The 17,593-nt window shown below is 68.9% G+C and carries 20 protein-coding genes; 10 read left to right on the forward strand and 10 right to left on the reverse strand.

Going from position 1 to position 17,593, the window contains the following annotated elements:
* Nucleotides 1-208 precede the first annotated feature (208 nt).
* The 4 genes from AB2U09_RS12850 (at nt 209) to AB2U09_RS12865 (ending at nt 3,415) form a co-directional block, all read left to right on the forward strand.
* Nucleotides 209-547 carry a DUF7344 domain-containing protein gene (locus AB2U09_RS12850; RefSeq protein ID WP_459193122.1) on the forward strand — a complete coding sequence of 113 codons (339 nt, stop codon included), beginning with the start codon at nt 209-211 and terminating at the stop codon, nt 545-547.
* Between the two features lie 82 nt (nt 548-629).
* Nucleotides 630-761: a hypothetical protein gene (locus tag AB2U09_RS12855; protein ID WP_459193123.1), complete on the forward strand. Its 132-nt coding sequence runs from the start codon at nt 630-632 to the stop codon at nt 759-761.
* Between the two features lie 284 nt (nt 762-1,045).
* Nucleotides 1,046-1,318: a hypothetical protein gene (locus AB2U09_RS12860; RefSeq protein WP_459193124.1), complete on the forward strand. Its 273-nt coding sequence runs from the start codon at nt 1,046-1,048 to the stop codon at nt 1,316-1,318.
* 105 nt (nt 1,319-1,423) lie between these two features.
* On the forward strand, nt 1,424-3,415 hold the full coding sequence (locus AB2U09_RS12865; RefSeq protein ID WP_459193125.1) for a cation:proton antiporter domain-containing protein: 1,992 nt from the start codon (nt 1,424-1,426) through the stop codon (nt 3,413-3,415).
* Between the two features lie 159 nt (nt 3,416-3,574).
* Here AB2U09_RS12865 and AB2U09_RS12870 read toward each other — a convergent pair whose 3' ends face one another.
* Both AB2U09_RS12870 and AB2U09_RS12875 read right to left on the reverse strand, forming a co-directional pair.
* A complete protein-coding gene (locus AB2U09_RS12870) occupies nt 3,575-4,714 on the reverse strand; it encodes a thiolase family protein (protein WP_459193126.1) in 1,140 nt (379 codons plus the stop codon).
* 66 nt (nt 4,715-4,780) lie between these two features.
* Nucleotides 4,781-5,005, reverse strand: a complete 225-nt coding sequence (locus AB2U09_RS12875; protein ID WP_459193127.1) for a hypothetical protein — start codon at nt 5,003-5,005, stop codon at nt 4,781-4,783.
* A 131-nt stretch (nt 5,006-5,136) separates the two neighbouring features.
* Between AB2U09_RS12875 and AB2U09_RS12880 the strand changes: the two genes are divergently transcribed.
* Nucleotides 5,137-6,495: an ATP-binding protein gene (locus AB2U09_RS12880; protein ID WP_459193128.1), complete on the forward strand. Its 1,359-nt coding sequence runs from the start codon at nt 5,137-5,139 to the stop codon at nt 6,493-6,495.
* 24 nt (nt 6,496-6,519) lie between these two features.
* On the opposite strand, the gene AB2U09_RS12885 is transcribed toward AB2U09_RS12880, so the two are convergent.
* Nucleotides 6,520-7,539: an NADP-dependent oxidoreductase gene (locus AB2U09_RS12885; protein WP_459193129.1), complete on the reverse strand. Its 1,020-nt coding sequence runs from the start codon at nt 7,537-7,539 to the stop codon at nt 6,520-6,522.
* Between the two features lie 198 nt (nt 7,540-7,737).
* Here AB2U09_RS12885 and AB2U09_RS12890 point away from each other — a divergent pair, with 198 nt between their 5' ends.
* The 3 genes from AB2U09_RS12890 to AB2U09_RS12900 all read left to right on the forward strand — a co-directional run bounded on the left by AB2U09_RS12890 (nt 7,738) and on the right by AB2U09_RS12900 (nt 10,453).
* Nucleotides 7,738-8,031, forward strand: a complete 294-nt coding sequence (locus AB2U09_RS12890) for a hypothetical protein (RefSeq protein WP_459193130.1) — start codon at nt 7,738-7,740, stop codon at nt 8,029-8,031.
* A gap of 133 nt (nt 8,032-8,164) precedes the next feature.
* Nucleotides 8,165-8,620, forward strand: a complete 456-nt coding sequence (locus tag AB2U09_RS12895) for a TRAM domain-containing protein (protein ID WP_459193131.1) — start codon at nt 8,165-8,167, stop codon at nt 8,618-8,620.
* 150 nt (nt 8,621-8,770) lie between these two features.
* The gene (locus AB2U09_RS12900) at nt 8,771-10,453 is read left to right on the forward strand and encodes a lipopolysaccharide biosynthesis protein (RefSeq protein WP_459193132.1); all 1,683 of its coding nucleotides are present in this window, start codon (nt 8,771-8,773) and stop codon (nt 10,451-10,453) included.
* An 18-nt stretch (nt 10,454-10,471) separates the two neighbouring features.
* Here the strand turns inward: AB2U09_RS12900 and AB2U09_RS12905 are convergent, their stop codons facing one another.
* Nucleotides 10,472-11,299 carry a hypothetical protein gene (locus AB2U09_RS12905; protein WP_459193133.1) on the reverse strand — a complete coding sequence of 276 codons (828 nt, stop codon included), beginning with the start codon at nt 11,297-11,299 and terminating at the stop codon, nt 10,472-10,474.
* A gap of 106 nt (nt 11,300-11,405) precedes the next feature.
* Here AB2U09_RS12905 and AB2U09_RS12910 point away from each other — a divergent pair, with 106 nt between their 5' ends.
* Nucleotides 11,406-12,191, forward strand: a complete 786-nt coding sequence (locus AB2U09_RS12910) for an SDR family oxidoreductase (protein WP_459193134.1) — start codon at nt 11,406-11,408, stop codon at nt 12,189-12,191.
* 27 nt (nt 12,192-12,218) lie between these two features.
* Here the strand turns inward: AB2U09_RS12910 and AB2U09_RS12915 are convergent, their stop codons facing one another.
* Both AB2U09_RS12915 and AB2U09_RS12920 read right to left on the reverse strand, forming a co-directional pair.
* Nucleotides 12,219-12,449 carry a hypothetical protein gene (locus tag AB2U09_RS12915; RefSeq protein WP_459193135.1) on the reverse strand — a complete coding sequence of 77 codons (231 nt, stop codon included), beginning with the start codon at nt 12,447-12,449 and terminating at the stop codon, nt 12,219-12,221.
* Between the two features lie 268 nt (nt 12,450-12,717).
* The gene (locus AB2U09_RS12920; protein ID WP_459193136.1) at nt 12,718-13,116 is read right to left on the reverse strand and encodes a response regulator; all 399 of its coding nucleotides are present in this window, start codon (nt 13,114-13,116) and stop codon (nt 12,718-12,720) included.
* A gap of 189 nt (nt 13,117-13,305) precedes the next feature.
* On the opposite strand from AB2U09_RS12920, the gene AB2U09_RS12925 reads away from it, so the two are divergent.
* Nucleotides 13,306-14,415: a hypothetical protein gene (locus AB2U09_RS12925; protein ID WP_459193137.1), complete on the forward strand. Its 1,110-nt coding sequence runs from the start codon at nt 13,306-13,308 to the stop codon at nt 14,413-14,415.
* Nucleotide 14,416: 1 nt separating this feature from the next.
* Here the strand turns inward: AB2U09_RS12925 and AB2U09_RS12930 are convergent, their stop codons facing one another.
* From AB2U09_RS12930 to AB2U09_RS12945, 4 genes are all read right to left on the reverse strand, one after another.
* Nucleotides 14,417-15,430: a mannose-1-phosphate guanylyltransferase gene (locus AB2U09_RS12930; RefSeq protein ID WP_459193138.1), complete on the reverse strand. Its 1,014-nt coding sequence runs from the start codon at nt 15,428-15,430 to the stop codon at nt 14,417-14,419.
* Between the two features lie 90 nt (nt 15,431-15,520).
* Nucleotides 15,521-16,372, reverse strand: a complete 852-nt coding sequence (locus AB2U09_RS12935) for an alpha/beta fold hydrolase (RefSeq protein ID WP_459193139.1) — start codon at nt 16,370-16,372, stop codon at nt 15,521-15,523.
* 71 nt (nt 16,373-16,443) lie between these two features.
* A complete protein-coding gene (locus AB2U09_RS12940) occupies nt 16,444-17,166 on the reverse strand; it encodes a helix-turn-helix domain-containing protein (RefSeq protein ID WP_459193140.1) in 723 nt (240 codons plus the stop codon).
* Between the two features lie 39 nt (nt 17,167-17,205).
* Entirely contained in the window at nt 17,206-17,487 is a 282-nt protein-coding gene (locus AB2U09_RS12945) for a DUF7091 family protein (protein WP_459193141.1), read from the reverse strand.
* Nucleotides 17,488-17,593: the final 106 nt, after the last annotated feature.

The following is a 17,593-nucleotide window of genomic DNA, read 5'->3' on the forward strand; positions in this document are numbered from 1 at the left end:
AACTACAACCTTCCGCCGGCGGAGTCCAAAGCGACGCGTTACTGGGACGGACGTGGCAACTACCTCGTCGGCAAATATGACTACTGTCCGACAGCGAGAGCATACCGCCTCCTCGTCCCGACCGGGATCCGAACCTAATCACTTCTAGCGATCCCTTACTGGCGGGCGGGTTCTCTCTGGAGGTACGGAGAACACGGTGACATCACCAATGCCACGGACGACGCACGACGCTGTCGACGAGGGGAGCCTCGAGGGCGGACTGACCACGGAAGAGCGATTCGACCTGCTGGCCGACGAGCGCCGCCGGCGCGCGCTGGCCGCGCTCGCCGAGCGCTCGGCACCGATCGACCTGGAACCGCTCGCGGAAGCGGTCGCCGACCGCGAGACGGACGGCACTGCCCCGTCCGCGGACGAGATCGAGCGGGTCGCCGTTTCGCTTCACCACGTCCACCTGCCACGAGCGGCCGACCTGGGTGTCCTCGAGTACGACGCCGAGGAGACCCGCGTCGAGCACGTCGAGACCATCCCGACGGGGCTGTCGAACTGACGCGGATGCGGCCACTGTCGGCCGTCCGAACCAACCAGCTGACCGGGGAGCGCTGCCGGGACTCCCGGCGGCTCCCGTCGCCGTGAACGCGCTCTGTCCGGGCTGTCGGGCGGCCGAGGGGGAGATCGAAGACCGGACGCACGACCCCGAGACGGGGCTGCGGATCGAGTTCCGCTGTCCGGATTGCGACCACGAGTGGAGCGTGACGCTGTAGTCGCGACTCCCGACGGACGCGGTGTTTTTTACGTCTCTGCGGCGTACTAGTGATAACCCGAGCGTACGCCGGATGGCGGCGTTTCCCGCGAGGGGGGCTGCTGTCCGGTGCGTCGCCGTACGCGTGACTGCCGACGCCCGGCATCCCGACCGACGTTCGACAGGCACGCGTCCCAGGAGACCCCATGTCAGACCACGATAGATACGATGCAGCACCGAGAAGCGGCGCGACCCCGACGAGCGAGCGGTCCCGAGACGCGGAGCAACCGTTCCCACGAGGTCGAAGTGACTGACGCGGACCCGGTCGTCAAGCGAACGGAGTGTCCGCACGACGGCTGTGACGCTGCCGGCCGCGCCGTCGTGCCGGGCGGCGTCGAGGTCGTCGCGACGGCGGTGACCAGCGACGGCGTCGGCGACCCCTACGACGGGATCGTCTACGGTCACTGTCCGGACCACGAATTCTACGCCTTCTATCGCGTTCGCGAGGATGAGGGCGCCGACTCCGGCGGTCGCCGACCCGCCGACGGGTCCGGCGGCGGATCGATGGCGACGGAGTGACACGACTGTCGCACCGCGCACGGATCCCGGTTCGTGCTGTCGGGGCGGCGAGTAAGTGCGTTTATATCACGGGCTTCCGTGAACTCGACCAGATGGAGGCACACCGTGGCTACCGGCGGTAGTGAACTGCTAATCCCGTTGGTCGCGGGGATCATCGGGTTAGGAATCCTCGCCCAGTTGCTGGCAGCCCGACTGCAAGTGCCGAGTATCATCTTCTACTTGCTCGTCGGCGTGATCATCGGGCGGCCGGGGCTGGGCTGGGTGACCAGCGAGACGTTCGGCGCGGCGCTACCGGCCATCGTCGGACTGGCGGTCGCCGTCATCGTCTTCGAGGGCGCGTTCCACCTCCACCTCGACCGGATCAAGGAGGCGCCCGCGGAGGCGTTCCGGATGGTGACCGTCGGCGCGGTCATCGCGCTCGTGGGAACCGCCGTCGCCGTCAAACTGGCCTTCGCCCAGGCGACCTGGGAACTGTCCTTTCTCATCGGCGCGCTGCTGGTCGCGACCGGCCCGACGGTCGTCACGCCGATCCTGCAGGTCGTGCCCGTCCGCGACCGCGTCGCGGCCGTCCTGGAGACGGAAGGGATCGTCAACGACGTGACGGCGGCGATCATCGCTATCGTCGTCTTCGAGGCGCTCAACCCGGAGACGGACCAGATCGGATTCATCGCCTCGTTCTCCCGGCGACTCGGGATCGGTATCTTCGTCGGCCTCGTCGTCGCGGCGGCGGTCTTCTACCTGCTTCGGTACGTCGACCTCTCGCCCGGCGACGCGCCGCGCAACGCCCGCCTGCTCGTGCTCGCGGGCGCGCTGGTCGCCTACGCCGGCGCGAACTCGATCCCGGGTGCGAGTGAGGCCGGCGTCGCCGCCGTCGCCACCGCGGGGATGGTGCTCGGCAACCTCGACATCCCTTACGAGGAGGACATCACCGACTTCAAGGGCGACGTGACGCTCGTCGTCCTCTCGTTCGTCTTCATCGCGCTGGCGGCCCAGCTCAACCCCAGCACCCTCGTCGAGGTGGGCATCCCCGGACTGGTGGTCGTCGCGGCCGTCGCGCTGGTCATCCGGCCGCTGCTCGTGATGGTCTCGACGGTCGGCGACCGCTTCACCTTCAACGAACGGCTGTTCATCAGCGCCGTCGGCCCGCGCGGGATCATCCCGGCGTCAGTCGCGACGCTGTTCGCCGTCGAACTGCAGCACGTCGCCTCGAACCTCCGGACCGAAGCCGCCGAACTCGTCGGCGGCGGCGCGACGGCGTCGACCGTCTGCGGTCCCGAACTCACCGGCGAGGCCGCCCAGCTGTGTGCGGAGGCGAGCACGCTCGTCGGCCAGTCGGACCTGCTGCTCGGTGTCGTCTTCCTGGCGATCTTCGCGACCGCCCTCATCGAGGGCGGCCTCGCGCGCCACGTCGCACAATACCTGGACGTCATACCAATGAGAGTAATCATCGTCGGAGGCGGGAAGGTGGGCCGCTCGCTCGCCGAACGCCTCGAAGACCGCGGCGAGAACGTCGTGGTCATCGAAGAGAGCGAATCGACCGCCGAACGAGTGCGAAACGAGGGCTTCACCGCCATCATCGGCGACGGGACGGACACGGAGGTCCTCCGCGAAGCCGGCGCCAACAACGCCAAGACGGTCGTCGCCGCCACCGGCGACGACGACGCGAACCTGCTCGTCTCGCAACTGGCGAGCACGAAGTTCGACGTCGAACACGTCATCGCGCGGGCCAACAACCCCGACAACGTCGACGCCTTCGAGGACCTGGGCGTGCGGACCATCTCCTCGGCGATGGCGACGGCCTGGGCCATCGACAACCAGATCGAACGCCCCGCCATCGCCCACTGGATGACCGACGTGGGCCGCTCGGGCGACGTCCAGGAGGTCGAGGTGACCAACGACGAGGTCGTCGGCATCCCCGTCCGTGACCTCGGCCCGATGCTCCCCGACGCCTGCCTCATCGCCCTGCTCAGCAAGGGCGACCCCGAATCCGCGGAGGTGCCGACGGCCGACACCGTCATCGAGCGCGGCGACTACCTCACCCTGCTCGGCCGCACCGAGTCGGTCCGCGAGGGAATGAAGCTCGTCAATCCCGACTGATCGGTCGGGAGCCAGACCACCGTTTTCGTCGGATGTCCTCGCAAGCCGTCGGCTCGCTGCGGACACCACTCCAAAAAGATGGGGCAAAAAGCGCGAGTCGCCCCGCGACTCACGTGAACCGCGCGCCGGATGCGCGCGGACAAGAAATTGACTCTCTGTCTACGGCGCTCGCAGTTCGATGGCGGCGCCCTGGCCGAAGCCGACGCACTCGGTCGCGAGCGCGAGGTCGGCGTCCCGGCGGTTCATCTCGTGGGCGAGCCCCACGGGCAGGCGCGCGCCGGAGGCCCCCAGCGGGTGGCCGAGCGCGATGGCCCCGCCGTTGACGTTGTAGATGTCGTCGTCGAAGCCCAGTTCGCGCTGGCAGTACAGCGCCTGGCTCGCGAACGCCTCGTTGAGTTCGACGAGGTCGTACTCGGAGGGGTCGCGGCCGGTGCGCTCGCAGAGCTTCCGGACCGCGGGGACCGGGCCGACGCCCATGACCGTCGGGTCGACGCCGGCGACCATGTGGTTGCCCACCTCGGCGAGCACGTCGAGGCCGTGGTCGTCGGCGAACTCGCGGGAGGTGATCATCGTCCCCGCGGCGCCGTCGGAGATCTGCGAGGCGTTGCCCGGCGTGACCGTCCCGTCGCTCTTGAAGACGGTCGGGAGCCCGGCGAGCTTTTCGAGCGAGGTGTCCCGGCGGATGCCCTCGTCCTCGTCGACGACGCCGTCGTCGGTCTCGATGGGGACGATCTCGTCGTCGAACCTCCCCGAGTCGGTCGCTTCGGCGGCGCGCTGGTGACTGCGGAAGGCGTACTCGTCTTGCTCCTCGCGGGAGACGCCGTACTCCTCGGCGACCTTCTCGGCGGTCATCCCCATCTGGAGTTCGCCGATGTTGTAGAGTTCGGCGAGCCGCGGGTGGACGTTGTGGGTGTTCTCGCCGAGGGAGATGCGCGTCATCGACTCGACGCCGCCGGCGACGACGCAGTCGCGCTGGCCGGCCGCGATGGCGTCGGCGCCGCGCATGATCGCCTCCGCCGAGGAGGCACACCAGCGGTTGATGGTCGCGGCGGGCACCTCCTCGCCGAGGTCCGAGAGGAGCGCGATCACCCGCGCCACGTTGTTGCCCTGCTCGTCGCGCTGCTGGGCGCAGCCCCACAGCAGGTCGTCGACCTGCTCGCCCGCCAGCCCCGTGTCCGCGAGCATCTCGTTTATCAGCGGGATCGACAGGTCCTCGCTGCGTACGTCCGCGAACGCGCCGTCTTCTTTCCCCTGTGGCGTCCGGCGGGCCTGGACGATGACCGGTGTCGTGTCCGTCATGGGTCGAGGGAGGGTCCGAATCCTGTTAAACCCTCACAAACGACGGACGCGGTGTCCGGAGTTTCTCTACAGCAGGTCGGCGGCCAGAAAGAGCACAGCGGGCGCGACGAGCAGCAGGAGGCCGACGGCCATCAGCGCTGCGGGGAGGACGAGCAGGCCCGCGTCGGTCAGCAGCCACAGGCCCGCGCCGCCCAGCAGCAAGGCGAGCCCGACGAGACCGAGCAGCACCCTGACGACGCCGCCGAGGCCGAAGTCGGCCGCGAGCTCGGCTACTTCGAGGACTTCGTCCATGTCTGTTCGCCGGCTGGTCGCCCGTCCGACATAAGTCTGGTGTGGACGGCTCCGGTATTGCTGCGGATCGACCGGCGGCGCTCGGACTAGTTCGCGAGACTTATACCGTCGAAAGGCGAATCTAGGTGGGAATGAGCGATCCGGAGCTAGCGGTCGTCGAGTTCGTGCTGACGACGCAGGTGTACAGCGAGCACCGCGGCCTCGACGCCGACGATCTACCGCCCGATTACCGGGCGGTTTTCTGGAACGAGGGGGAGATCGAGCGACCGCTGTCGGCGACGACGACGACCGCCCGGCAGGCGACGGGGGTCCAGCAGCCGTGGGAGGCTATCTCCGGGCTGATGTTCACCGACCGCGACGACTTCTCGGGGACGATCACCTTCACGGACGAGGACATGGCCGAGGAGTGGTTCCTCGACCGCGTCGACGCCGACCGCCTGAACGACAATCCCGTCCTCGCGAGCGTCTACGAGGAGGAGATCGACGGCGCCGACTACGAACTCGCCCGCGAGGAGAACCGACCCATTCGAGCGGACCGCGTCTGGATCGACAACCTGCTCGAGGAGTACTTCGACGAGGACGACGAGGACGAACAGGAGATGCTCGACCTCGTCGACATCCGCGCGCCCGAGGAGGTCGAGATGACCATGGACGATCTCGTGCTCACGCCCGACCAGGAAGGCGAGATCCACAAGATCGTCAAGGCCATCGAACACCGCGACTACCTCGCGCAGATCGGCCTCCGCGAGATCGGGAAACTGCTGTTCGTCGGCCCGCCGGGCACCGGGAAAACATCTATCGCCCGCGCGCTGGCGAGCGAACTCGACCTCCCCTTCGTCGAGGTGAAGCTGTCGATGATCACCTCCCAGTACCTCGGCGAGACCGCCAAGAACGTCGAGAAGGTCTTCGAGGTCGCCACGCGCCTCTCGCCGTGTATCCTCTTCATGGACGAGTTCGACTTCGTCGCGAAGACCCGCGCCAGCGACGAACACGCGGCCATCAAGCGCGCCGTCAACACCCTCCTGAAGAGTATCGACGAGGTGAGCCTCATCGAGCACGAAGTGCTGCTCATCGGCGCGACGAACCACCCCGACCAGCTCGACGCCGCGGCGTGGCGCCGCTTCGACGAGATCGTCAACTTCCCGAAGCCGGACGACCAGATGCGGGCGGACATCCTCCAGGTGGTCACCCGCGAGATGGAGATCGTCGACTTCGATCCGATGGAAGTCGCCCGGCAGACGGAGGGGCTGACCGGCAGCGACCTCCGGCTCGTGCTCCGGGAGGCCGTCCTCGACGCGCTGACCGAGGAGCGCACCACGCTCACCCAGCAGGACCTGCTCGACGCCGTCGAGGACTTCGAGGAGCGCGACAACCTCAAAAACATGGACATGATCGAGGGCGACCACGACGCCCTCGTGGCGGGCGGCGACATCTCCGGGACGAGCGATGCGGCCTCGGACGGCGGTCACGACCACAGCCACGACCACTGAATCCGCCGGATTGCTGGCGTTCTCTTACTCGTCGGGCTCGCTCACTTTCACGAGCTGTTTCCCGATGTTCTCGCCCTCGAACAGCCCGAGGAACGCGTCGGGAGCGCTCTCGAGCCCGTCGGTGACGGTCTCGCGGTAGCTGATCTCGCCGGTGGCGACCCACTCGGCCAGCTGCTCGGTCGCCTGCTCGAAGCGGGTCGCGAAGTCGCCGACGAGGAACCCCTCGACGGTGGCGCGCTTGCTGAGCACGGTCGAGAGCTTCCGGGGGCCGGTCGGGCGCTCGGTGGCGTTGTAATGGGCGATCTGCCCGCAGACGGCGACCTGCGCGTCGACGTTCAGGTGGTCGAAGACGGCGTCGGTGATGGGGCCGCCGACGTTGTCGAAGTAGGCGTCGACGCCGTCGGGCGCGGCTTCGGCGAGCGCCGCGTGGTAGTCGTCGGTCTCCTTGTAGTTGATCGCGGCGTCGAAGCCGAGATCGTCTTCGAGGAACTCGACTTTCTCGTCGGAGCCCGCGAAGCCGACGACGCGGGCGCCGGAGAGTCCGGCGATCTGGCCGGCGATGGAGCCCACCGCCCCCGCCGCGCCGGTGACGACGAACGTGTCGCCGGCCGTCGGCTCGGCCACCTCGCGGACGCCGAAGTAGGCGGTCCGACCGGGCATCCCGAGCACGCCCAGTGCCGTCGAGATCGGTCCCAGATCGGGGTCGACCTCGGTGAGTTCGGTCCCGGGCGCGGCGGTGTAGTCGGCCCACTCGAGGTTGCCGACGACCACGTCGCCCGCTTCGAAGCCCGCGCCGTTGGACTCGACGACCTCGCCGACGGCCGCGGCCCGGAGCGGGTCCCCGACTTCCCAGGGGTCGGCGTAGGATTCGGCGGCGCTCATCCGGTCGCGCATGTACGGGTCGACCGAGAGATAGCGGGTGCGGACGAGCACCTCGCCCGGGCCGGGCTCGGGCACGTCCGTCTCGGCCAGTTCGAAGGTGTCGTGGTCGGGTTTCCCCTCGGGGCGCTTCGCCAGGCGGAACTGCCGGTTGGTGTCTCGCATGGTCACCACTATGGGCGGGAGCCCGAAGAGTCCCCCGACTTCGACGCCGAACAAACTGGGAAGAAGTTTCTTCGATCCGGGCCACGTGGGGCCGTCGATATGAGACAAACGTCCTGAATGTTTCGACAGGTCGAGTCGGTCTGGTGACTGGCCGGCGACCGTCAGGGTTTCAGTTCGACGGGTCGAACCGACCCGGTGATGTACATCTCACCGGCGGTTCGGACGATCCGCGACGACCCCGTCGAGGGCGAACCGGTCACGCTCCTGCTGGAAGTCGCCGAGGAGGCGGCCATCGAGGAGGTGGCGGCCGCCGTCGGCGAGGCGGGTGCGACCGTCGAGAAGGAGTTGGAGTTCCGGACGCTCGAGGTGACCGTCGAGCAGGAACAGGTCGGCGATGTCTGCGAGGTCGAGGGCGTCGAAACCGTCGAGACGGGCAACACGCTCGGGATCGACCCGGACGGGGCCGGCGAGGACGTCCGTCCGGACGGGTGAGCGGGGCGCCGGTGGCGGCGTCGCGGCGCTCGGTCGGGGGCCGGCCGATCGCATCTGCCGGGGAGTTTCGGCGTTCGACGGCGCTGCCGGCCAGAGCGCAAGCGTTTAATTCGCCCCAGCGGTACTGCCCTCCATGCCCGACTGTCCACTCGCGGACGACTGCCCCAGTTTCCAGGAACGCATCGAGGGGATGGGCTGTACGCACTACGGCGACCGCGGTGGCGCCGAGTGGTGTAATCACTACAACCAGCCGATCGAGGACCTGAAGAGCCAACCCGTCCAGCCCGGCCAGGAGGTCGAGGTGACCGTGGAGGACATCCACGAGAGCGGCGCCGGCGTCGGCCGCACCGAGGACGGCTTCATCATCATGGTCGACGGCGTCCTGCCGCCGGCCCGCGCGAAGGTGAAGATCACGAAGGTCCGCTCGAACCACGCTCGCGCCGAGGAACTCGAACGCCTCCCCGACGAACCCGACGACGAGGAGGCCGAAGCCGCCGAGGGCGACGGCGACGATGCCGACGCCGCGGAGGCCGACGAGTCGAACGACCGCGAGCGCCTCGGCAGCCGCGACAACTTCTGGGGTTCGTAGCCCGGAACGAGTCCGGCCCTCCCCTCTGGACAGTCTTGACGCCGCCCGTTTCTTCGCGCCGCAGTTTTCGTCCCGACTCTGGGCCGCGACCCCCAGCCGCGCTCGCTGCTTTCAGCGGTTTTATACCGTCCGATCCGGCAACGTAGCTCCGTGGTCTCCGACTCCGCAGCCCCCGACGACGCCGGCTCGGCAGACGCCGGTTCCGACGGCGCCCGTTCGTCAGTCGACCGGCCGGACCGGGATCCCTCGGAGTCGGCCCACGAGCCGTCTGAGGCGACCGGTGATTCGCCCGCCGACCCGGTCGAAGCGCGGCTCGACGACGCGCTGGAACGGGTCGCCCACGGCGCGACGGTGTCGGTCCCGAGCATCCTCGTCCAGCGCGGGCTGACCGTCGCGTTCACCGCGGTGCTGACGAACGGCTTCGCCGCTGGCTCCTACGGCGTCTTCGCCGTCGCGCGCCGCCTCCAGCAGTTCCTCCTGCACGTCGCACTGGGGTTCCGGAGCGGGCTCAGCCGCTTTCTCCCCAACGCCGAGTCGGCGGCCGAGCGGGACGCGCTCGTCACCGTCGCCGGACTACTGCTGGGGACCGTCGCGACCGTGTTCGGGATCGCGCTCTTCCTCGGTGCGCCCGCGGTAACGACAGTTGCGGATCAGCGACCGCTGTTCACGGCGATCCTGCGCGTATTCGCGCTCGGCCTACCGGCGACGGTGTGGCTGTTCACGACGACCGAGATCCTGCGCGGGCTGGAGGAAGTCGTGCCGCTGAACCTCGCCCTCAGAGTCGGGTTCCCGGCGGCGCAACTGGCCGTCGGCGTCGTCGGGACCGTCGTCTACGGCGACCTCGTGGCCGTGGCGGTCGGCGTCGTCGCCGTCTCCGGCCTCGTCGGGCTGGGCGCGACCGCGTGGCTGGTCCGCGAGCGCGGCCTCGGCCTGCGCGTCCGGGGTGTGTTCGGCGGTGTAACCGAGACCGCCGAGAACTTCGATCCGCGGAAGGTCTGGCGGCGCTACGTGGGCTACACGATCCCGCTGTTCGTCGGGGGCATCGCGACGACGATCCAGCGTCTCGGGTTCTACCCGCTCATCGCCGTCTACCTGACGGACGTGGCCGGCGGCGTGTTCGCGGTCGGGATGGTCGTCGGGACGCTCGTGCGCCTGCCGCTCATCGGCCTCAACCAGTTCGTCCCGCCGGTGGCCGCCGCGCTCCACGAGGACGACCACCGGGCGGCGCTGGCGCGCTTTTACCACGTCACCAGCCGACTCGTCCTCGTCGGCGTGGTCGGCCTCGCCATCCCGGTGATCGTCTACCGCGAGACGGTCATGTCGCTGTTCGGCCCCGCCTTCATGCCCTACGCGCCGCTGCTCGTCGGGTTCGTCCTCGCGCAGTTCGGCGCCTGCGCGGTCGGGAGCGTCGGCATCCTCCTGATGATGACCGACAACCAGCGGCCGTACCTCCTCGTCAACGTCTGCATCACGCTGCTGCTGGCCGCGATCGCCGTGCCGCTGACGATCCGGTTCGACCTGCCCGGCCTCGTCGCCAGCTACGTGCTCATGCTGACGCTCAACAACGGGCTGGAGGTCGCCGTGCTGTACCACTTCGAGCGCCTCCAGCCGTTCACGTGGCTCCACGGGAAGCCGCTCGTGGCCGCCGTGCCGCTCGGAGTGATCGCCTGGAGCGCGAAGGCCACGCTTTCGGGGCCGGCAGCGCCGGTCGTCGGCGTGGCGCTCGGACTCGTCGCCTACGCGGCGACGCTGTGGTCCCTCGGGTTCACCCCGGCCGAGCACCGCCTCGCCGCGACCCTGGCCGAGCGGTATCGGACGGTTCTCGCGCGCTGACCGCCAGTGGCCGAGCGCTCACCCGGTGAGGCCGTTCAGAACCGGGATCAGGAGGAACAGCGACAGGAGGCCGATCCAGGCCGCGGCGATGCCGATGAGCCGTTTCGCGTGGCGCAGCTGGCGCGTCGACGCCGCGGCCTCGTCGCGGTCCGTGACGACGAGCGGCTGCCCCAGCCAGCGTCGCAACCCGTCGAGGTCGCGCTTCGAGACGAGTACGTCCGCGTCGACCGCGTCCGGGAGCGCCGCCGCGTCCGGCCTCGCGTACCCGACGACGCGGACGTCCTGCCCGGGTTCGAGCCGCCGCTCGACGAATCGCATCTTCGTCTCGTTCGTCCCCTCCACGGGCCCGACAGCCGCCGACGCCTCCAGTCGGATGTCCTCCCTGTCGTCGACGTACGACAGCATTTCGGGGGGCGCCTCGTCGCGGCCTTCCACCTCGGTCCTGTAGTCCTCCGAGAGTTCCATCTCGAACCCCTCGGCGTCGACTACCGCGTCACCGGTCCACCCGTCGAGGAGGAACCGCGGTCGGACGACCGTCCGGTCGAAGTTCGACCAGTGGTCGTGCCCGTCGGCGTCTCCCCCGAACACTTCGATCTCGAACTCGTAGGCGACGCACTCGGTGCCCGTCACGGGCGCCGCGACCGTTCCCTCGCCGGGGAGCGCCCTCGCGGTGCCCTTCGTCAGCCTGGTGCCCGCCGAGAGCACGCCCGGCTCCGTGGGTTCGAGTCGCTGTAATCGGCGGTAGATCCGGTACTTCCAGACGCCGCTCCAGACCAGTACCAGCGCGGGCGCTCCGAAGACCGCGACGACCAGCGCCGGCAAGACGAACTCCCCGAGCCCCACCATGACCGTCGCTGTACCTGTCTGACACAAAAGGCTATCGTTGCGTGCGACCGGTCGCGTCGCTGCCGCTTCCACGACGCATATTGTCGTCCGGTTCGTCGGCGCCGGTATGGACCTGCAACTCGACGACAGCGTGGCACTGACGACGGCCAGTTCGAGCGGGCTCGGTCTCGCGAGCGCGAAGGCGCTCGCCCGCGAGGGCGCGGACGTGGCTATCTGCGGACGCACCGAATCACATCTCGAATCCGCCGCCGCGGAGCTCGAAGATCTCGGCGACGGCGACGTGCTCTCCGTGCAGGTCGACCTGACGGACCGGGCGGAAGTCGAGGCCTACGTCGAGGAGGTCGCCGACGCGCTCGGCGGCATCGACCAGGTCGTCATGAGCGCCGGCGGGCCGCCCAGCGGCGCGTTTCTGGAGATGGACGACGAGGACTGGTACGGCGCCTACGACACGCTCGTCATGTCCGCGGTGTGGACGACGCGGTTCGCCTACCCCTACCTGAAGGAGTCCGATCAGGGCTCGATCACGGCGATCACCTCCCGCTCGGTCAAGGAGGTCATCGACGACCTCGTCCTCTCGAACGCGGTCCGCCGGGCGGTCATCGGGATGGTCAAGACGCAGGCCCGCGAGTTCGCGCCCGAGGTACGGGTCAACGCGGTCCTGCCGGGCGCTCACGAGACCGCTCGTATCGAGGAACTCATCGAGGACGACGTCGAGCGCGGCGTCTACGACAGCTACGAGGAGGGGCTGGCCGACAAGGGCTCGTCCGTCCCGCTGGGCCGGATCGGCGACCCGCAGGAACTCGGCGACGTGGTGGCGTTCCTCGCCAGTCCGCGGGCGAGTTTCGTCACGGGAACGTCGCTGCCCATCGACGGCGGCTCGATGCGGAGCTAAGCCGGGCGAACGCGGCGCGAGCTTTTTTCACCGTGCGCCCGTCGATCCGCCGGTCGTCCCGTCGCCGTCGGCGCTCAGCGACCAGACGAGCAGGCCGAGCGAGGCGAGCGCGACGAAGATGGAGACGACGTAGCCGATCGTCCCCGCCTCGCCGAGGATCGCCCCGGGGAGGAACGCGGAGACGACGAGCAGGGCCACTCCCGAGAGCGTCCCCGCGGCGGCGAGGATCAGCAGCCAGAATCGGACGACGGGGCCCATCGTGGCCGTCGTTTGATCCCCGTGGCGTATGAGCGTTCCGGCGGTCGCGACGAATCGTGTTCGGTACCGATTCGAGGAGGCAGTTGCTCACGGCAGAGAACACCGACCGCCTCGCCACGTCACCGTTCACTCGCCGTGGCCGTCCGACGCTGGAAGGATGAACGTGGCTGTCGTTCCCTCGCCCGGCTCTCGGGAGGAGGGTTCGAACTGAGACGGGCCGATAGAGTACCGAACAGATCCGACGCTCCGTTGGAGACTGGTGACGAACCTACAGCGAGCGCGCCAATTCTTCGATCTCGTCGGGCTGGAGCGGCTTTTCGAGACACGCGTCGACTTCGTTTTCGAGGTCGTCTAATTTGAGGGCGGCGCCCTGTTGAGACCCCGAGACTGCGATTATCGGTATTTCTCTCATCTCCGCCCCCATCTCCGCTAACACCTCTTCTCCGTCCATTCGCGAGAGATGCAGATCGAGAAAGATAACGTCCGGCCGAGGTACGTCGGCGTACTCGCCTTCCCGTTCGAGAAATTCGAGCGCTTCTTCCCCATCAGAGACGACGTGGATAGCGGGATCGAGTTCGGTCTCCTTCAGCATCTCCTTGGTCAACCGAACGTCTCCCGGATTGTCTTCGACCATAAGAATATCGCCAAAGATGTTTGGACGTTCCATCCTGTAACCGCAGGATACGGCCAGAAATAAGGGTTCCGTCAGATCCCCTCTGCTGGCAGCGTAGCCGGTAAGCGGGCGATATCTATCTGATCTGTACTGGGCGCGTTCGAGTCGGAGTATGTCGTTCAGATCGCTTACAAAAACGCGGTTCAGCGAACCGTTTTGACGGTGGCACTCCGGTGATCGGCCATGTCGAACGAGCGGCCGAGCGGCGGGACGGACTGGCGTACCGCGGGGGAGTGGATACGGCTGACCGACGCTGGCGCGGCGCTGGAGCCGCGGACGACGACGTTCGCGGATGCCCAGGCGGGGGCGAACTTCGTCGTCTTCGAACCGGGGTGGCTCCCCGACGACTGCGAGGTCGGTGAGCCGACGCTCCGGCCCGAGCAGCCACCCGGTCGCCCCGAGGGCGTCGACGCCGAGGAGATGGGGCAGACGCCGTGGAGCGACGGGAATCCGTGCGCGCTCCGCGCCGTCGTCGAGGGCGAGGGGCGCCGGCTACGGCTCAAGGAGTTCCTGTACGACTGGGCACCGCCGGCGGCGAGCGTCGCACCGCTGTGGGGGACCGAGGACCCGACGCCGGTCGACGCGGGCGAGGCGGTGGGATTCCTCGGCACCGACTACAAGGACAACCGCGGCGCCTGCGTCCAGCGGGCGCGGACGCAGGTCGAGGTGTCGGTCCTCGACGGCGAGTTCACCGACGAGGAACTGGAATCGCTGCTGGCCGGCCTCGAACCGGCGACGGACCCGGACGAGACGGCCGTCCGGCAGGTCCCGTTCCACCGACTCAGTTACTGGGCGCGCTACCGACAGGAGTCGGTCGGCGTACCCCACGGGCTGTGGGATCACGGGATCGCGCGGCCGTACCACGAGAGCGTTCCGTGTTCGGAGGTCGCGCTGGGCGAGGCGGAACCGCAGGTACTCGGGCCCGGCGACGACGAGGCTGGTACACAGTTCGCCCTCGATTCCGCTGCGACGTTCCCCGGGGCCGGTGCAGTCGAGGCGGTTTACCGGCACGAGTCAAACGGGAGCGACCACCTCTGGATCACCGCGGCGACCGAAGACAGCGCGCTCGGGCCCGACCTGCCGCCCGAACCGGCCGACCAGCCCGCGACGACGCGCGAGCCCGTCGAGTTACGTGGGACGACCGTCCACTACGCGGCGCTGACCGAGGCCCACGGCGCGTGGGAAGCGGTCTGGGAGGAAAACGGCGTCACGTACGCCGCGGTCGCCGGCGCGTCACAGGCGCTGGACGGCGAGAGCTTCCGCGAGCTGGTCGACGGACTGGAACCCGCGTGAGTTAGAACAGGCCGTCGGATTCCAGTTCGGAGACGACTTCCCGGACGCGCTGGGCCTGGCGCTTCGGGACGACGAGCGTGCGGTCGCCGTAGGAGGCCACCACGAGGTCGTCGACGCCGACGACGCTGGCGTGGCCGTCGGTGGCGACGACGGTGTTCTCGGCGTCGATGGTCAGTGCGTCCCCCAGGACGACGTTGCCGTCCTCGTCGGCGTCGAGGACGCGCTGGATGGCGTCCCACGCGCCCAGGTCGTCCCACTCGAAGGTCGCGGGGACCAGCGCGGCGTTCTCGGTCGCCTCCATGACCGCGTAGTCGACGCTGACTGGGTCGACGGCGTCGAAGCCGCGTTCCGGGGCGCCATCGTCCATCGCCTCGACGAGCGGCGCGAGTTCCGTGTCGGCGGCCTCGCGGAGGAAGGCGTCGGGCGTCCAGGCGAACATCCCGGCGTTCCAGTAGTAGCCGTGGTGGCGGTAGCGCATCGCCGCGCCCTGGTCGGGCTTCTCGGTGAACGTCTCGACGGGGTAGTACGTGCGCCCGCTGTCGGTCGTCGCCTCGTCCCCGGGCTTGACGTAGCCGTAGCCCGTCTCGGGACGGGTCGGCTCGACGCCGATAGTCACCAGCGAGTCGGTCTCGGCGGCGACCGCGGCGGCGTCGGTCATGGTTTCGGCGAAGTCCCCCTCGACGTGGTGGTCGCTGGGGAGGCAGACGAGCGTGCAGTCGCCGACCTGTTCGCGGACGCGGTGGGCCGCGTAGGCCAGCGCCGGACCCGTATCCTTCGGCTGGGGTTCGGTGAGGACGGCGGCGCTCGGGGCGTGCTCGCGGACCTGATCTGCGAGGTCGGGCCGGGTGAGGACGTACACCTCGTCGGCGAAGCCGGCGCGGTCGACCGTCTCGGCGAGCAGCGACTCGTCGCCGCCGAACGAGAGGAACTGCTTCGGGCGGTCGCTGCGGCTCGCGGGGTACAGTCGCGTTCCGGTGCCGCCGGCGAGGACGACGGCGACGATCGGCTCGGTCATGTGCGGGTGGTCGGCCGGGGCGGAAAAATAGCCGTGGGTCGGTCGAGGGATTTGCCGCCACGCCGGTCGAGGCCCCTGCCGCTCCGTCCCTCAGATGGCGTCGCGGAACGCGCGCACCTCGGCGGCCGTCCGCTCGGGGGCTTCGCCCGGTCCGCTGTGGCTGACGCCGTCGAACGCCACCAGCCTGCTGCGGGGGAGCGCGTCGTGGACGTCGCGGGCGCTCTCCCGGAGGAAGTCCGGCCCCTCGGTCCCCGTCAGGACGAGCACGGGGACATCGACGCCGAGGCGGTCGGGGAGTTCGTAGCGCTCGACGGCGCGGTTCATCCGGATCACCTCTTCGAGGAGATCCACGCAGTCGGGCCAGACCGGCCACGAGTCGAGCCAGGCGTCCAGGTCGTCGACCTCGCCGGCGTGGATCACCTGCTCGACGTAGCGCTTCATCGACCCCTCGCGGTCGCCGTCGTCGAGACGAGCCTGCATCCGGTCGGCTAAGTCGGCGTGTTCTGCGAACGCTTCGGGGAGGATCGCGGGCTCGTAGGCGACGACGGACTCGATAGTATCCGATTCGTCGTCGGCCGTGAGCGCCCGCGCGGTCTCGATGGCAGTGAGCGCGCCGAAGGAGTGTCCGAGCAAGAGCGGGGGTTCGTCGTCGGTGCCGTCGGGGCCGTCGCGACTGGCGACGTCGTCGACGAGCGCCCGGACGTACTCGACTTCCCGCTCCAGCACGTCCTCGGGTCCCGTCTCGTCGTGGTCGTCGAGACAGGTCCCGAATCCGGGGCGCTGCGGAACCACGGCGGCGTACTCCTCGAAGTGTGGAAGTACGGGCCGCCAGTACCCCGGCGGGGCCATGCCGCCGTGAAGCAGTATCAGCGGCCGGCCGTCGCCGTGGCGTTCGTACTCGATCGCGGTGTCGTCGGTCGTCACGGTCTCTCTCGTCTGCATGGGTCGTTCCGTTGGACGGTCCCCGGGCTACGTCCTTCTCTCAGTCGTGCGGTCCTTTTTCCGTCGTGGAGCTATTTGCCCGGCGGTCTGGCGGTCCGCCGCGGCCGGTCGGCCTCGCCGACGTGGGCCTCGACGAGGTGAGCCTGTGCGCGGCGGAGCCGCTCGGAACACGACGACGCGGCGATGCCGAGTTCGGCGGCTACGTCTTCGAGCGACGCCGTCCGCGGGATCTCGAAGTAGCCCATCTCGTGCGCGGTCCGGATCGCCGTCCGCTGGGCGTCGGTGAGACCGTCATCGTCGCCGAAGCGATCGCTCGCGTCGCCGCCGACGTGGATGAGTTCGCGGAGGCGAAAGGGAGCGTTTCGCTGCCAGAACGTCCGGAGTTCGTCGAAGGCGGCACGGTCGGCGAAGCGCCCGCGCTGGACCCACCCCGTCGGGGTCACGCGGATGCGATCGATGTGAGTGGGCGTCTCGTAGAGGGCGCGCAGGTCGTCCAGATCGTCGAGGTGGTCGCCCAGTTGCTCTTCCATGCTCGTGCCCGGCCGGATCGTGTACCGGCGCGTGTCGCCCTCGCGGACGACGAGCGTGACGTCACCGACGAAGGGGGTCGACTCGAAGGCGTCTTCGACGGCGGCGACGGTCGAATCGGAACCGGTGACGGTTGCGCTGAATCGCGGGCGCTCGCCCTCGCCGGGGCTGATCGCGACTTCGATGTCGGCCGCGGGGACGGCCGCGGCCACGTCGACCAGTGGGAGGGCGTCGCAGCCGAGTTCGTATTCGGCGCGGAGGGCCATACTCGCGAGTTCGCTGCGACTGTCAAATCTCTGTCGGAGCTACCACGTCTCGATTTCGCGCTCGCGGATGTCCTCGACGCAGCCCTGACAGTCCTGGGACTGCGGGTCGAAACAGTCCGGCCTGTACTCGGCGTCGAGTTCCACCGCGCGGCGCTCTGCATAGCGGCGACAGACGATTCTGGCCCGGCCGTCGTCGTTGAACGGCAGGTCCGCCTGCGTGGCCCGCTTGGCGTGTCTGTACGCCCGCTTGGCCTCGCCGACCTGCTTGCCCGCCGACCGGAGCTTCGACCTGAGGATCCGCTCGATGCGGTCGTCTGCCATCTGTGTGCCGTGTTCGTGTGGGCCCTCCTTAGCACCGTCGCCGTTCGGCGTGTTCGAGTCCCGGATGGTGTTCGAGTCGGATTCCAGTGTGGGTTGTTTTGGAGAC

The sequence above is a fragment of the Halosimplex yunnanense genome (assembly GCF_054504345.1).